At 51.8% G+C, this 14502-nt stretch carries 13 protein-coding genes; 10 read left to right on the forward strand and 3 right to left on the reverse strand.

Annotated elements, in window-relative coordinates:
* The first annotated feature begins 173 nt into the window (after positions 1-173).
* The 6 genes from AC1DF0_RS09375 to AC1DF0_RS09400 all read left to right on the forward strand — a co-directional run bounded on the left by AC1DF0_RS09375 (position 174) and on the right by AC1DF0_RS09400 (position 5385).
* On the forward strand, positions 174-740 hold the full coding sequence (locus AC1DF0_RS09375; protein ID WP_442048332.1) for a GNAT family N-acetyltransferase: 567 nt from the start codon (positions 174-176) through the stop codon (positions 738-740).
* A gap of 36 nt (positions 741-776) precedes the next feature.
* Positions 777-2267, forward strand: coding sequence for a methyl-accepting chemotaxis protein (locus AC1DF0_RS09380; protein ID WP_477573755.1), 1491 nt, complete (start codon positions 777-779; stop codon positions 2265-2267).
* 195 nt (positions 2268-2462) lie between these two features.
* The gene (locus tag AC1DF0_RS09385; protein WP_442048330.1) at positions 2463-3116 is read left to right on the forward strand and encodes a nitroreductase family protein; all 654 of its coding nucleotides are present in this window, start codon (positions 2463-2465) and stop codon (positions 3114-3116) included.
* 50 nt (positions 3117-3166) lie between these two features.
* Entirely contained in the window at positions 3167-4801 is a 1635-nt protein-coding gene (locus AC1DF0_RS09390) for an FAD-dependent oxidoreductase (protein ID WP_477573756.1), read from the forward strand.
* A complete protein-coding gene (locus AC1DF0_RS09395) occupies positions 4798-5148 on the forward strand; it encodes a 4Fe-4S binding protein (protein ID WP_477573757.1) in 351 nt (116 codons plus the stop codon). The genes AC1DF0_RS09390 and AC1DF0_RS09395 overlap by 4 nt, the downstream gene beginning before the upstream one ends.
* Positions 5149-5199: 51 nt before the next feature.
* Positions 5200-5385 (forward strand): YezD family protein, encoded by a 186-nt coding sequence (locus AC1DF0_RS09400; RefSeq protein WP_337098354.1) that lies wholly within the window; start codon positions 5200-5202, stop codon positions 5383-5385.
* Between the two features lie 444 nt (positions 5386-5829).
* Here AC1DF0_RS09400 and AC1DF0_RS09405 read toward each other — a convergent pair whose 3' ends face one another.
* The 3 genes from AC1DF0_RS09405 to AC1DF0_RS09415 are packed head-to-tail and all read right to left on the reverse strand — an operon-like array spanning position 5830 to position 9257.
* A complete protein-coding gene (locus AC1DF0_RS09405) occupies positions 5830-7470 on the reverse strand; it encodes an FAD-dependent oxidoreductase (RefSeq protein ID WP_477573758.1) in 1641 nt (546 codons plus the stop codon).
* 18 nt (positions 7471-7488) lie between these two features.
* Positions 7489-8853: an ABC transporter substrate-binding protein gene (locus AC1DF0_RS09410; RefSeq protein ID WP_477573759.1), complete on the reverse strand. Its 1365-nt coding sequence runs from the start codon at positions 8851-8853 to the stop codon at positions 7489-7491.
* A 38-nt stretch (positions 8854-8891) separates the two neighbouring features.
* The gene (locus AC1DF0_RS09415) at positions 8892-9257 is read right to left on the reverse strand and encodes a 4Fe-4S binding protein (RefSeq protein WP_442048325.1); all 366 of its coding nucleotides are present in this window, start codon (positions 9255-9257) and stop codon (positions 8892-8894) included.
* Between the two features lie 336 nt (positions 9258-9593).
* On the opposite strand from AC1DF0_RS09415, the gene AC1DF0_RS09420 reads away from it, so the two are divergent.
* The 4 genes from AC1DF0_RS09420 to AC1DF0_RS09435 all read left to right on the forward strand — a co-directional run bounded on the left by AC1DF0_RS09420 (position 9594) and on the right by AC1DF0_RS09435 (position 14492).
* Positions 9594-10919, forward strand: a complete 1326-nt coding sequence (locus AC1DF0_RS09420; protein WP_442048324.1) for an ABC transporter substrate-binding protein — start codon at positions 9594-9596, stop codon at positions 10917-10919.
* A gap of 161 nt (positions 10920-11080) precedes the next feature.
* Positions 11081-11668, forward strand: a complete 588-nt coding sequence (locus tag AC1DF0_RS09425) for a thioredoxin family protein (RefSeq protein ID WP_442048323.1) — start codon at positions 11081-11083, stop codon at positions 11666-11668.
* 257 nt (positions 11669-11925) lie between these two features.
* On the forward strand, positions 11926-13299 hold the full coding sequence (locus AC1DF0_RS09430; protein WP_477573760.1) for an ABC transporter substrate-binding protein: 1374 nt from the start codon (positions 11926-11928) through the stop codon (positions 13297-13299).
* 77 nt (positions 13300-13376) lie between these two features.
* Complete coding sequence (locus AC1DF0_RS09435) at positions 13377-14492, forward strand: ABC transporter ATP-binding protein (protein WP_442048321.1); 1116 nt, start codon at positions 13377-13379, stop codon at positions 14490-14492.
* Positions 14493-14502 lie beyond the last annotated feature (10 nt).

The raw sequence follows: 14502 nt of genomic DNA on the forward strand, positions 1-14502 counted from the left end.
AGAAACGTGCACGGATTACTCCCGTTTTGGTTTGGATAGGTCTGCTTATCCAAATTAAGGCGGGGGTTTTCTTTTTGTAAATGGTAAAATTTTCAGTTGTTTATTCCGATAAACCTGTTGTGGGTTCAAATATGTGGAAAAAGTAGGAAAATAGACATAAAGGAGTGTAAACCATGTTTAAACGTGTGGAAAATGAGTTGGAGCTGGCCATGTTCAACGGCATCTGGACAACCGTCTGGCGAGAGAAAGGTTACGAACTTGAGTTTTCGGACAAGTCGCTTGCCAAATACATCATCGTAACCGATGAAGGCCAATATGTAGGCACTACCGAATTTAAGCCGTATAGCATTACTGACAGCCAGATTAATGCAACAGCTCCCTTTCATGAGCATCCCGACGTTATAGCAGCGGCATCCGAGGTAGCCGAAATCGACAAAATGGCTATTCTGCGCTCCTTTCGAGGACGATATATTGCGGACTTGCTATCCGCTTGCGTATATTTTGCCGAAGGAGAGCGGATCAAATATTATGTTTCTCTAATGGAGCCAGTATTCATGCGCGCGCTTAGGGTCACGTTCCAAGTGCCTCTGAAGAAGCTGGGCGACAAAATTTTTTATAAAGGCGATTATGTGAATCCGGTGTTAATTGACGTGGAGCAAGTCTATCAAAATAAACATCGATTCGAATGGATGATTAGTCCGCAAGACATTCTGCCGAGAAGAAGATTAGTCGCAGAATAGTACAATAATAGCAAATAGCGAAAAGGCGGAAAAGTTATGAAACAATCAGTTGTTGAGCTAACAGATCTGGACAAGCGTAACCGATTATTAATTAAAATTTTGTGGGGGTTGCTCGCTTTAGGCGTTCTAACTGATCTAGCCATCGGACTATCGGCGCAATTAGTGCTGCTTCTGGCTGGCGTAGGCTTGATCACTTGCGGCGGCACGACGTTCCTGACCTACAAGCGAATTATGCCGGACAAAATCAAGTACATCATTCCGTTCATTATGACGCTCCTCGTTACGATGCTGATTGTCTCAGACCCTAATCCGATCGTAAGCACCTACTTCATGGTGTATGTCAATATCGCCGTGATTACGCTGTATGCGGACTACAAAGCCATTATATTGACTGGTGTTCTAGGTGCAGCTCTCAGTACATATATCTTCCTCGATTCGGAATTGCAGCCGCGGTTGTTCCCGGACGAGTCGCTCGTTTATTTGTATCTGTATCTCATCTTCGCAACGGCGGCGCTTGCGGTATCGTCGAATTTCAGCAGACGTCTGCAGCTCCAGGTGATGGAGAAGCAGAAGGAAGCAGTAGCATCCAAGGACATGGCCGAAGCGCTATTGGACAAAATGAAGTCATCCATTATGTTGCTGACTGAATTCAGCAGCAGCCAGCAATCGACCGTTCGTTCAACGGGTGATATATCCCGCGAAGTAACGGCAACCTTCAGCGAGATGTCGGCGGCGATCGAGAAGCAGACGGGAACGATTCTGAATATTAATGAATCGACCCAATCGATTGACAATGACGTGAAGCTGCTGCTAGACGGCACGACGCTGCTGGAGCGTTATTCCACGGAGAACGCTGAGCTCACTGAGCGGAATAGCGAGCAGATGGAGTCGCTTAGCACAGAGGTTGAGCGGGTTCGCGTCATTATCGGTCATACGGTAGAGATGATGAAGCTGTTAAGCGAGCAGAACGATCGCGTCAGTTCGATTGTAGGCACGATCAGCGACATCTCGGAGCAGACGAACTTGCTTGCGCTTAACGCCGCGATAGAAGCAGCGCGAGCAGGCGAGCATGGCAAAGGCTTTGCCGTCGTATCGGGAGAGGTACGTAAGCTGGCCGACAATTCCCGCAAGGCGACGAATGAGATCGCCGATATTTTGTCGGGCATAAGGACGCAGATCAGCGCAGTGCATGAGCAGGTAGAGCGCGGTCAGTCCGCCGTGCAGACAAGCAAGGAAGCTTCACAACAGGTACAGTCGCTAATCGGTCAAATTAATGAGAATTCAGGTCTCGTTAAGGAGCATTCCATTACGGTGGGCAGCTCTGCAGCGCGCTTGAACGAGCAATATGCCGCCATGGCAGACGAAATGGTCAATATTGCTGCAACGACGGAGCAGAATATGGCGTCCGTAGAAGAAGTACATGCAAGCATGGAGACGCAAGATCTTAAGATTCATACGATGGTTGAGCAGTACGCCCAGTTGGATCAGCTTCTATCTGAACTGAAGCAAATGGTTGGCAAAAACTAATGGTTCAGGCGTCTCGGACTATTGACGAATTCGTAGTCTCATGATAAATTATATTTAATCCTATTGTATTAGTCGGATATATGGAGTGAATAAGCAATAGCGCTCGCTAGTAAACTGGAGGCGCATGAGAATCGAGATTCGTTTCGATTGTTATGCGTCTTTTTTGCATTTTTAATCGAACAGGAGATGAAGGAAATGAGTACAACACCTATCACAACAGAGGATCAACCCATTGAGCAGGCATATAGCCCTGATGTAACGAAGACGAGACAACCGGAATACCCGGTGCATCCGCTATTCCTTAATCGCTGGTCGCCAAGATCATACGCAGACCGTCCGGTGAGCGAAGAGGTTCTATACACGGTATTGGAAGCGGCCAGGTGGGCCCCATCCTCAAGCAATCAGCAGCCATGGCGGTTCTATGTGGCGAAGGAGCAAGCGGAGCATGAGGTGTTCCAGTCCTTTATTAAGCCGAGAAACAAGCTATGGTCGGTTAACGCGCCGGTTCTTATTTTAGTCGCATCGCAAAATGTGAAAGAAAACGGGGATCCGAACGGAGCGCATGCGTTCGATACGGGCGCAGCTTGGGCGTCTATCGCGCTTCAAGCGAGACTGCTTGGCCTCTCGACGCGTGCGATCGGCGGTTTCGACCAGGCAGCAGCACGTGAGCTGCTGCAGGTGCCTGCGAATATTTCGCTACACGCCGTTATAGCGCTAGGCTATCGTGGAGATTTGGACTCGCTCGATCCTTCATTCCACGAGCAGGAGAAGCCGAATACGCGCCGTCCTCTAGGTGAGAGCATTCTACCGATTTTGGTTAGCGGCGAAGGCCAGTCCGAACAAGAATAGAAGCAGACTATCGTCGACTTTTATTCAGAGTGGAGAGGAGGGATAACGATATGGGAGCCACAGAAGCTGCGGTAAAACTGGATGCGGACGTCCTGATCATCGGCGGAGGTCCTGCAGGTGCGTGGGCTGCATGGAGCGCGGCTTCACATGGCGCACGTACGGTGTTAGTCGACAAAGGGTATTTAGGGACTAGCGGAGCAACCGCCCCAGGCGGAACGAACTTCTTGTATGTGCCCCCGAATCAGGAGAAGCGGGAGCAGGCGGTGGAGGATCGGCTTGAAGGCGGAGGCAATCTGTCGGAAGCGCCGTGGATCCACCGCTTAATGGAGCAAGCGTACCTGAATATCGAGCTGCTGGAGCAATGGGGGTATCGTTTTCCTCTTGATGGTAATGGAAATCTGTTCAAAGCGCATCTGCAAGGGCCGGAATATATGCAAATTATGCGCAAGGTTGTCTTGAAGGCAGGCGTGCGGATATTGGATCAATGTCCCGCGCTGGAACTGCTGACGGATGAGCATGGCGTAGGCGGAGCACGCGGCATCTCGCGCCTGGACGGTAAAGACTGGGAGGTCCGCGCGAACGCTGTCGTCATTGCGACAGGAGGCTGCGCATTTCTAAGCAAAGGTCTTGGCTGTAACGTACAGACAGGCGACGGTTTATTGATGGCAGCCGAGCTCGGCGCGGATCTATCCGGTATGGAGTTCAGCAGACAGTATGCGACGACGGCAGCATTCGGCACCATAACTCGCAATCGGATGCTCGGGTGGGCGACCTTTTACGATGAAGAAGGCCATGTGCTGCACGAAGGCGGGCCGCGCGAATCTGATTTTATGGCGAAGCAGCTGCTGAAGGGGCCGGTATACGCCATCCTTAATCATGCAGATACCGAGGAGAAGCGCCGCATCTTAAGGCTCTCCACGCCTGTATGGTTTCTGCCCTTCGATCGCGCCGGTATCGATCCTTTCACGCAGCGGTTTCCGCTAACGATGCGATTTGAAGGAACGATTCGCGGGACAGGCGGGTTAAGGCTTATCGATTATGACTGTTCGACTACCGTTGCCGGACTGTTCGCGGCCGGCGACGCGGCCTCGCGCGAGAAGACTGCCGGCGCAAGGTCGGGTGGCGGCGCGTATAACGCCTCATGGGCTATCGCGTCGGGCACATGGTCAGGCAAAGGAGCGGCCGACTTTGCGCTCGCGCAAGCGAAGGACGCGAGAGTACGGCAATTGAGCCCTGCCGGAGCTTATGGTCTAGAGCGAAATGCGCAGTCCACCGAGTTAATTGATACGAGGGCAGTAGTTGAGCAAGTGCAGCAGGAAGTGTTCCCGCTGGACATTAACTACTTCAGAAGCGAGCCGGTGTTGGAAGCGTCGCTGAAGAGACTTCACTCGCTTTGGCCCGCTATTAAAGGGTCTGTGCCGAATACGATTCAAGGAAGAGTGCGAGCGCGGGAGACGGCAGCAATGGTTGCTACTGCCCGTTGGATGTATACGGCTGCGCTCGCGCGCAAGGAGACAAGAGGGATGCATGGTTTTCGCGAATATCCGAATCTGAACCCAGCGCTTTCGCATCGTCTTCTGCTTTCGGGTATCGAGCATATTACGATACGTCCGGAACAAGTGCCTCCGCGCTCCTATGACATCGTTTCTCCAGTGGTAGTCGAGAAGGAGGCGGCAAGGCTGTGATTGAGCTCGTAAGCGCGGAGCGTTGTATATCATGCAATCTATGCGTCAAAGTATGCCCGACGAATGTATTCGACAGCGGCGATGACGGTATTCCCGTCATTGCAAGGCAGGAAGATTGCCAGACCTGCTTCATGTGCGAGGCGTATTGTCCAGCCGATGCGCTGTTCGTTGCCCATCATGCCGATTTGCCGATTGAAGTGAATGAGCAGGAGCTTATCGACAAGGGGCTGCTCGGCAGTTGGCGAGCAGCGATCGGATTTGGCTCCAACGGCAAAGTATCGATGGCTTCCTATGATACGACGCCACTCTTGCGATCGATAAGACCGGCAAGAGTAGCCTCGGAGTAAGTTGGAAGCAAGGGGAGAGAGCCTTTATTTTACGTTCAGGAGGAATAGCTAATGGGGAAACCGTTTGAAGTGACAGACGAGTGGTTGAGACGGGTCAAAGCACAGGTGGACGGCACGGAGTATGGTTCGATTGTCATTACGGTGCATGACGGAAAAATCATACAAATCGAGCGTTCGGAGCGCAAGCGTTACGACACGCCTCAAACCTCTCACTCCTCGCAATCCAGACGCCGCTAACGTACCAACCAACCCATCAATAACAGAGCAAGGATGTTCCACGTCTTCGCAAGATCGAAGACTCCCCGGAACATCCTTCTTTAACGTTCATGCTTCATAATTTCCTTTCTCACACTCTCCCATCAGCTCAGAAATAGTACGCAAGCTTCGCTATGTACCTCTTCCTCCTGTCTTCTGGATATTGATGTATTACAAATAAGGCGCTTTTATTTCCTTTCTCACACTGTCCCATCAGCTCAGGAGGTAGGTTGAGGAGATTGTTGATATCCTGAGTAGAGGGGAGAGTGTGCTAAAGGGTGTAAAAGGCAGGGGCCTGAGTAGAGGGGAGAGTGTGCTAAAGGGTGAATAAGAGAGCGGTAGTCCGTGTGTGCGAAGTGCAGAATGAGGATATATCAGTCTGTGAGTTTCCCCCTCGAAGACGGCGTGACTTCGAGGGGGATTGGGTTAGCCGATGCTTCGGATGACTCTATCTTTGATGGAGCCGGGTACGGGCTCGTGGCTGATGTTTATCGTTTCGATTCCGGACAAGATGATGCGATGAAGCTGGCTAGGATCTTGTTCGGGATATTCCCTCAGTGCATGCATGCCGCGCGACTCTTTGCGTTCGAGGGAGGCTGTGTGCATCCATCGTGCCGTTGCGGCCATCGCAGCGAGCTCGCGCGAGCGGAGACGCTGTTGGATGGTAGATCCTGCATAGCGGGCGGAAGCTGATTGCCAAAGAGGTTGCAATCGTGCAAGCGATGCCTGTAGTCCAGGTACGCTGCGGAAGTAGTTGATGTTCAGCGATACTTCTTGCTGCAACGCCTTCACTAGCTCATTTTGCTCCGCTTGCGATAAAGAGCGTGTACGCTCATTAACGGAGTCGCTGTCGTCGCTAGCTTGGCGGATGCCATAGCGACCGGCAGCGCGTAGATTGCGCTGGTCTGCATCGCGCTCTTGACGCAGCGCGTGAGCGGCAGCAGCCTCGCCCGACCATGTGCCGGAGCAAATGGCCCATGAAGCGTTGAAGGCGCCGCCGCCGGACATGCCGCCCATTAGTCGCTCGCGAGAAGCGGCATCGCCAGCCGCATAGAGCCCGGCTACGGTCGTGCTGCAATCTTCGCCGACGATGCGGATACCGCCCGTGCCGCGAACCGTTCCCTCGAACCTCAGCGTCAACGGGAACCGCTGCGTGAAAGGATCGATGCCGGAACGGTCATACGGCAGGAAGAATACGGCGTGGGAGTGGCGCAAAATATTGCGCTTCTCTTCGGTATCTGCTTTATCGAGGACGGCGTATACTTTCTTGCCCTCGCTTATATATTTTTGCAGAATGCCGGCACGATTGCCGTCGCTGTTCAATATATTGCCTTCCTCGTCGGAATAAGTAGCCCAGCCGAGCAAGCGGCCGCGCGTGATGGTGCCGAAGGCGGCGCTTGGCGCATAAGCGCGGCTGAATTCCATGCCCGACAAGTCAGCGCCAAGCTCGGCGGCCATGAGCAGACCGTCTCCGGTGAGCACGTTGCAGCCGAGACCCTTGCTAAGGAAGGCGCAGCCGCCGGTCGCGATGACGACGGCGTTCGCTCGTACCTCCCACTCTTTGCCGTCTAGGCGCGAGATGCCCCGCGCCCCGCCTACACCGTGCTCATCGGTTAGCAGCTCTAGCGCCGGCGACTGGTCAAGCACCTTAACGCCTGCCTTCAGTACGACCTTCCGCATCAGATTCATATATTCCAGTCCTTGCAGATGACCGCGCATCGGGGTGCCGTTCTCGTCGCGGACGAACGGGTAACCCCACTTCTCGATCCGCTCCAGATTGATATAGACCTGATCGAGCACCCGATACGTCCAGGACGGCTCCGATAGGAAGCCGCCCCCCTTCAAGCGGTGCTCGACCGCTTGATCGCGCAGCGCCTGATCCGGCGGCAAGTAAAGCAGATTCGTGCCGCCGGGCGCAGTCGCGCCGCTCGTCCCGAGGTAACCCTTGTCGGCGAGCACGACCTTCGCCCCCTTCGAGGCGGCGCTCCACGCCGCCCAAGCCCCTGCAGGACCGCCGCCGATGACGAGTACATCGGCCGTTAGTTGCTTCGTAACGTTCGAGCTCATCCTTATCGCCTCCTGCTGTTATTTAGTCTTTTTAACCGTTTCGAGCTCCTTCAGAATGAGATCTTCCGCTGTTCTTGCAGCCGTATTGATGTCGACTCCGCGCAGCGCGATGTCCTCAATCGCTTTGTTCAGATGCTGGGAAACGTAGTTCTCGTTAGGATCAAGATGAAGAACCGAAGGCTGGGTTGTGAAAATATTAGCGATCTTCTTATCCTTCAGCACCTCGATGTCCGCACCGAATTCCTTCTCCAGCTCCGGCGCAACAATAGCTGGCACGCGGCCGTTGCGTGCAACGATGCGCTGCACTTCGTCGGATAGAATATAATCAAGAACCTGGAATGCAACATCCTTATGTTTGCTGACGCTGGAAATGACGAGCGAGTGAACGTTCGCTTCCTTGTTCACGCCGAGATTATCGCTGAAGTTCGGAATCGGCGCGATGTCCCAGTTAAGCGGTTTGCCTTGTGCGCGAAGCTCCTCGAGCGGTCCGATTAGATTCGCCAGCAGCGTCGGGCGCATCGCTACGTTCTGGTCGACGAGGAACGCATCGCGATCGTACGTATATTTGTCGCCTTGGACGAAACCTGGAATGTCATAGTTTTGTTTCAAAATCCGGAATACGTTCTGCCAATGCTCCGATTGCAGCGCAGGCAATCCCGTCTTCGGATCAAGAGCGGCGATACCATAGCTGCGCTGCAGCGAGGCTGGGCCGTTCTGTACGTCAATGCCAATATAATTAACGCCGTTGTCCGAACGTGTCAGCTTCGTTCCGATTTCAAGCGCTTGCTCCCAAGTTAATTGCTCGTCGCCAGGATAAGGCACGCCGAACTTATCGAAAATATCTTTGTTATAGAACAGAGCGGCGACATTGGAGGAGAACGGCAGCGTGAAGATTTCGCCTTGCTTTGAGAAGTTGATGATCGTATCCAGAAGCACCGGTTTTAGGCGCTTCGTGTCGAACTTATATTTCTCGATGTAAGGTGTTAAGTCTTCCATGACGCCAAGATCCTGGAACGCGTGATAGGATCCGCTCGTCAAGTAAACGATGTCGGGAACGTCGCTTGAAGTGAGCACCTCAGCAGGCGTAACGCCTTCCGCAGGTTTGACGAGCTTGAGCGTAATATGAGGGAATTTCTTCTTCACCGGCTCCTCGAAGAAGATTTTGAACTCCGTATCGGTAAGCGTGCCTCCGCCTACATAGAACGATAGGGTTACGGGTTCGGCAGCGGCAGGAGCTTCTTCCTTAGGTTTATCGGTCTGGGCAGCGGCGGCATCAGCGGGCTTATTCGACGCCTGTCCCTCTGTAGTTCCGCTCTTCGCGGAGCATCCGGTTACAAGCAATATTGCAGCTAAAGAAATGACAGTCAGCAAACGCAGTTTCATATGGCATATAGCCCCTCTCTAATAGATCGTTTTATCTCTCATGTTCGATTGTTATAATTGGGTCTGGCAGGTCGTGGAGGCAAAATCCGATTGATAAATTCCGTCGTATCGACGGATGCAAGCTTCGTTCTCCCGGGCCCCCAGCCAATCGTTGCGCGCCAACTGCCAAGCAGGCCGGATGCTATAAGCTGCTCCTCATCGACTGCTTCTTGCACATCAGCCTGAGGCGATACGTATAGCGCATCTACTGGGCAATGCGCCTCGCATACGAAGCAGGTCTGGCAATCTTCCTGCCGTGCAATATAGGGCAAGCCGTTATCGTCCTCATCGAATACGTTCGTTGGACATACCTTCACACAGAGCCCGCATTGGATGCAGCGCTCGGCGCTAACCAGCTCTATCATGTTGTCATCACCTCCCTTAGCAACACAAAAAAACGGAGAAGCACAAGGATCGTGTTTCTCCGTTAGAACGGTCGAATATGAAACTAAACATTATTATTCATAGTTGTTTAGTTGGAATTTATGACAACAATCGTAGCATCCCGAGTTTTGGAAGGTCAAGCATAATTTTTGTGGTTGACAATTCGATTGCCAAGAAACTATATTTAATCCCACAAGAGAACTTGGTATTACCAAATGGCATACGGTTTCGACCGTTCGGACGGAGATGTGCTTCCTAGCAGGAAGTATGCCTCCGTCTTTTTTGTTTGTATTTGGCCAAAAGGAGAGTGTTGAGGAATGGGTAAAAGTAAGATTGCAAAATGGTTGATGCCTATCTTAATCGTGATGGTTGTTGTAGGGGTAACGGCTTGCGCGCAAGGGACGCAGAAAACGCCGACGCCGGCCGCTACGGATAAACCGTCCCAAGAGCCTGTCGAGTTGCTTGTATTCAAGTGGGGCGGAGTGACGCTTACTGCAACGGAGGTCGATAAGTATTTTAATGAGCCGATCGCAAAAAAGTTTCCCCATATCAAGGTGAAGCTGATCGACGTGCCGGAGGGCGATCCAATCGAACCGCTGCTTACGCAAGGCATTATCCCGGACATTATTTTCGGCGGCTCGTACACCGCTATTGAGGAGGCTGGTCTAGCTGAAGAGCTCGCCCCGTTCAAGAAAAAATTCGGGTACGATGACAAGAAGATCAAGCCGAGCGTGAACGAATCGATCGAGCTGAAGAGCGGCGGCAATCAGGTGCCTTTCTCGGTTAATCTGCCCGTTATCTATTACAACAAAGATATTTTTGATAAATTCAGCGTGCCGTATCCGACGGAGGTGCAGAGCTGGGATCAAATTCTTGATACGGCGAAGCAGCTGACAAGAGCGGACGCCGGAGTTAACTATATCGGCATTGATTTGCAGCCGGCGAGACTGGCTAGCGGCCTATCGCTCGATATTATCGATCCTGCTACGAATAGGGCGGCAGTCACTTCGCCCGAATGGGTGAAGGTATTCGAGACACTCAAGAAGCTATACAGCATTCCTGGGTTTATCGGCACAGACGATAAGTACAAATACGCGGATAAGGACGATGTGTTCTACAACGATCAGAACTTGGCGCTATATTCGCACAATCTAGCTCAGCTTGTAGGTCCGCTTGAGGAGCTGCGCAAGCAGGGCATTACGCTCAACTGGGACTTCGCGCCGCATCCGAATTTCGAGGACGCGCTTGGCACAAGCATCGAGATTAACGTTCATACGTTAACGCTGTCGAAAGCGAGCAAGCATAAGGATGAAGCCTATCAGGTGATTGAATATATGCTGTCGGAAGAAGTGCAGCGGATCATAACTCGCAACGGCCGCGTGTCAGTGCTCGATCTGCCGGAGCTGGAGAAGGAATACGGCGCGGATATCGAGGTGCTGAAGGGCAAGACGATCGAGAATATTTTCAAAACCGAGCCTCGCCAAATCCATAAGCCGAACATTTATGAAAGCAAGATCACCAAATATATTAACGATGCTGCTAAAGATGTGGCCATAGGAGGCGTCGACATTAACACGGCGCTCCGAACGGCGAAGGAGAAAATCGACAAAGACTTGGAGACGCTGGAAACTACGAAGTCTTAATCAAAGAGCACGATACGCAAGATTAAAACCACACTTGACAGGTAGGGATAATGTGTTATTATCGGATTAGCACAGCCTACCGGTCAACCGGAGACACTTTCCTACCAAAGGAGTGTCTCCTTTTTTTATTTTATTTCATAACAGAAGGGATGAACGTATTCATGGCTTTTACGTTACAAATTGGCGAGCAAGCGCCGGATTTCAACTTGCTGGCTACAGATGGCAAGCATTACAGCTTAGCGGATTTCACCGCTTCAAAAGCGTTGGTCGTGTTCTTCACGGCTAATCATTGTCCGTTCGTTAAGGGCTCGGATGAAGTGACTCGCGCAACGGTGGAGAAGTTCGCGCCGCAGGGCGTATCATTCGTCGGCATTAGTTCCAATAGCGTTACCGCGTATCCGGACGACTCTTACGAGAAAATGGTAGAGCGAATTGCGGAGCATGGCTTCCCTTGGACGTATGTATACGATGAGAAGCAAGAGGTAGCGCTTGCCTACGGTGCGCTTAGAACGCCGCACTTCTACGTGTTCGATCAAGAGCGCAAGCTGATCTACACGGGTCGCGCTGTCGATTCGCCGAAGGATGCGGACAAAATCACGTCCTATGATTTGGAAAACGCGCTTAACGATTACTTGGCAGGCCGCGAGGTGGCGGTGCCGCTCACTAATCCGATTGGCTGCAATGTGAAGTGGGAAGGCAAAGACAAGCGTTGGATGCCGGAAGAAGCATGTGATCTCGTATTAAACTAAGGCTAGTGAACAGCAGCATGTGAGGACATCCGCTACTGACGCGAACAATGCCTCGGTAGCGGATTTTTTTCGCAAAAAAAAGGCTTTGACACGATTCGTGCAGGATGCTATTATAAGCCTAATTTAAAACCGACTAATACAATATGAATTATTGGTAATGTGAGTCGACCGTATAAACGGAGACGCGCTTCGAAACGAAGTGCGTCTTCTTTTTATTTGTCCACAAACATCGAAAATGAAAAATGGGGGTTTTGGGAATGAAAAAATTTGTTGTTCTTCTTATCAGTATAATGGTTGTCGTGACGTCGCTTACGGCATGCGCTTCGGGCAGCGGCAATAAGCCGGCAGCGACCGACGGCGGTGATCAAAGCTCTAGTACGAATAAGGAAACAGAGAAAACCGAGGTAGTCAGCACGGAGCCGATTACGCTGAAGGTGCTTCGCGCGGGCATTACCGTAACGGAAACGGAGTTTCAGAAGTTTCTCGTAGAACCGACGAAGAAGAAATATCCAAACATTACGCTTGAATGGGTAGATGCGCCAGAGGATGTAGAGCTAGAGCCGCTCATTACAGCGGGCACTGTGCCTGATATTATTTTCGCATCGACATCGGCAGTCTCAACGACTTACAAGGATCTGGACCTGGTCGAGAATCTGAAGCCATACGTAGACAAAAACGGAGTCGACCTAAGCCGCTTAAAGCCAGCTGTTCTAGATGCGATCACCAAATATTCGCCGGAAAACGAGCTGTCGGTCATTCCGTTCTCGATCAACGTGCCGGTATTGTTCTACAACAAAGATATTTTCGATAAATTCGGCGTTTCGTACCCGAAGGACGATCAATCGACGTGGGATGAGCTTATCGAGCTTGGCAAGCAAGTGACGAGAAACGATAACGGCGTGAACTACATCGGCATTGACTTGTTCGGACCTACGAACATTAACACAGGACTTGATCTGAACATCGTCGATCCGGCGACGGGCAAGGCAGACGTGACAACGGACGGTTGGAAAAAGGTGTTCGAGACGTTAAAGAAAAGCTACGAGGTGCCAAATTATATCGGTGAAGACGGCCGATTCGAATATGCGAACGACGACGATATTTTCTTCAACGAACAAAATCTAGCGATGCTTCCTTATAATATTGCACATTTGCTAGGTCCGCTTGAAGAGCTTCGCCAGCAAGGCACGGAGCTGAACTGGGACTTCGCGCCATTCCCGAACTTCACCGAAAATCTCGGAACGGGCAAAGCGATCAACGTTCACTCGTTGTTCGTGACGAAGTCGAGCAAGCACAAGGAAGAGGCGTTCAACGTTATCGCGAACGTACTGTCCGATGAATCGCAGGAAATACTGTCCCGTGGCGGACGCGTTCCGACCGTAGCGAACGAAGCTTGGGAGAAAGTGTACGGCGCGGATATTCCGGTATTAGCAGGCAAGAAGGTCGAGAACATCTTCAAGGCTGAGCCGCGCAGCATCGTACGCCCTCATAAGTTCGAGAGCAAAGTGCGCAAATTCATCAACGAAGCGGCGAAAAATGTTGCCGTAGGCGGTCAGGACGTCAATACGGCGCTGCGAACGGCGCAAGAGGCGATCGAGAAAGAACTCGAAACGCTTAGCAAAACGCAATAACAAACGATAGTAAGGAAGGGGCGTCTCCTTAATTGCGGATGTCCCCTTCGTTTTTTTGAAATATAGGGGGTGGGCTTATGGCAGGTATTCGCATTGAGCATCTGTACAAAAGATACGGCAAGGATAAGCAAACGGTCGTGAACGATTTTCACCTCGATATTAAGGATAAGGAGTTTCTCGTCTTCGTTGGCCCGTCAGGCTGCGGCAAATCGACGACGCTGCGTATGATCGCCGGGCTTGAAGATATTACGGAGGGCGAGATTTACATAGGCGATCAGCTCGTCAATGACTTGCCGCCGAAGGATCGCGATATTGCGATGGTTTTCCAAAATTACGCGCTTTACCCGAACATGACCGTTTTTGAAAATATCGCGTTCGGTCTTCGCCTTCGTAAGCTGCCGCGCCATGAGATCGAGCAGTCGGTGAAACGCGCGGCGCGCGTGCTGGAGATCGAAGCGTATTTGAACCGCAAGCCGAAGGAGCTGTCTGGCGGACAACGGCAGCGCGTTGCGCTGGGCCGCGCTATCGTGCGAGATCCGCAAGTGTTTCTCATGGATGAGCCGCTGTCCAATTTGGACGCGAAGCTGCGCGTGCAGATGCGGATGGAAATTATTAAGCTGCACAAGACGCTCGAGACGACGTTTATTTACGTTACGCATGATCAGATCGAAGCGATGACGATGGCGGATCGGATCGTCGTCATGAAAGACGGCGTTATCCAGCAGATCGATACGCCGGAGACGGTATATACGACCCCGAATAACACATTTGTGGCAAGCTTCATCGGCTCGCCGCAAATTAATCTCATAGAAGGCAAAGTCGTGGAGGATATTCCGGGCAGCGGCAGGCTTAAGTACGAAACATCGCGTTTTTCGCTGCCGATTCCCCAAGAAGCGGCGCGCGTACTCGTTCACCACAATAAGGTGAACAAGCGCGTCACCCTTGGCATTAGGCCGGAAAACATCGGACTTGAGGGCTTGTTCTCGGACGCGATTATTACCGGCGTATACAAAGTGAGCGAGCTCATGGGGGCGGACCGCTTCCTCCATCTCGACATCGGGCAGGATAAGCTGCTCGTCGTGCGGGTGAACGCTTATTACCATTGCGAGGAAAACGAAAAAATTCGCATCGTTCCCGATATGTCGAAGGCGCTGTTCTTCGATGCGGACAGCGGCGTGCGTTTTCAGATCTAATTAAGGCGGG

It is taken from the genome of Paenibacillus sp. 05T425, assembly GCF_056396205.1.

Bases quoted from the DNA above. Each gene is read 5' to 3' on its own strand.
- AC1DF0_RS09435 (WP_442048321.1), top strand. From the start codon at position 13,377: ATGGCAGGTATTCGCATTGAGCATCTGTACAAAAGATACGGCAAGGAT.
- AC1DF0_RS09375 (WP_442048332.1), top strand. From the start codon at position 174: ATGTTTAAACGTGTGGAAAATGAGTTGGAGCTGGCCATGTTCAACGGC.
- AC1DF0_RS09405 (WP_477573758.1), bottom strand. From the start codon at position 7,470: ATGAGCTCGAACGTTACGAAGCAACTAACGGCCGATGTACTCGTCATC.
- AC1DF0_RS09390 (WP_477573756.1), top strand. From the start codon at position 3,167: ATGGGAGCCACAGAAGCTGCGGTAAAACTGGATGCGGACGTCCTGATC.
- AC1DF0_RS09425 (WP_442048323.1), top strand. From the start codon at position 11,081: ATGGCTTTTACGTTACAAATTGGCGAGCAAGCGCCGGATTTCAACTTG.
- AC1DF0_RS09430 (WP_477573760.1), top strand. From the start codon at position 11,926: ATGAAAAAATTTGTTGTTCTTCTTATCAGTATAATGGTTGTCGTGACG.
- AC1DF0_RS09420 (WP_442048324.1), top strand. From the start codon at position 9,594: ATGGGTAAAAGTAAGATTGCAAAATGGTTGATGCCTATCTTAATCGTG.
- AC1DF0_RS09410 (WP_477573759.1), bottom strand. From the start codon at position 8,853: ATGAAACTGCGTTTGCTGACTGTCATTTCTTTAGCTGCAATATTGCTT.
- AC1DF0_RS09400 (WP_337098354.1), top strand. From the start codon at position 5,200: ATGGGGAAACCGTTTGAAGTGACAGACGAGTGGTTGAGACGGGTCAAA.
- AC1DF0_RS09385 (WP_442048330.1), top strand. From the start codon at position 2,463: ATGAGTACAACACCTATCACAACAGAGGATCAACCCATTGAGCAGGCA.
- AC1DF0_RS09415 (WP_442048325.1), bottom strand. From the start codon at position 9,257: ATGATAGAGCTGGTTAGCGCCGAGCGCTGCATCCAATGCGGGCTCTGT.
- AC1DF0_RS09380 (WP_477573755.1), top strand. From the start codon at position 777: ATGAAACAATCAGTTGTTGAGCTAACAGATCTGGACAAGCGTAACCGA.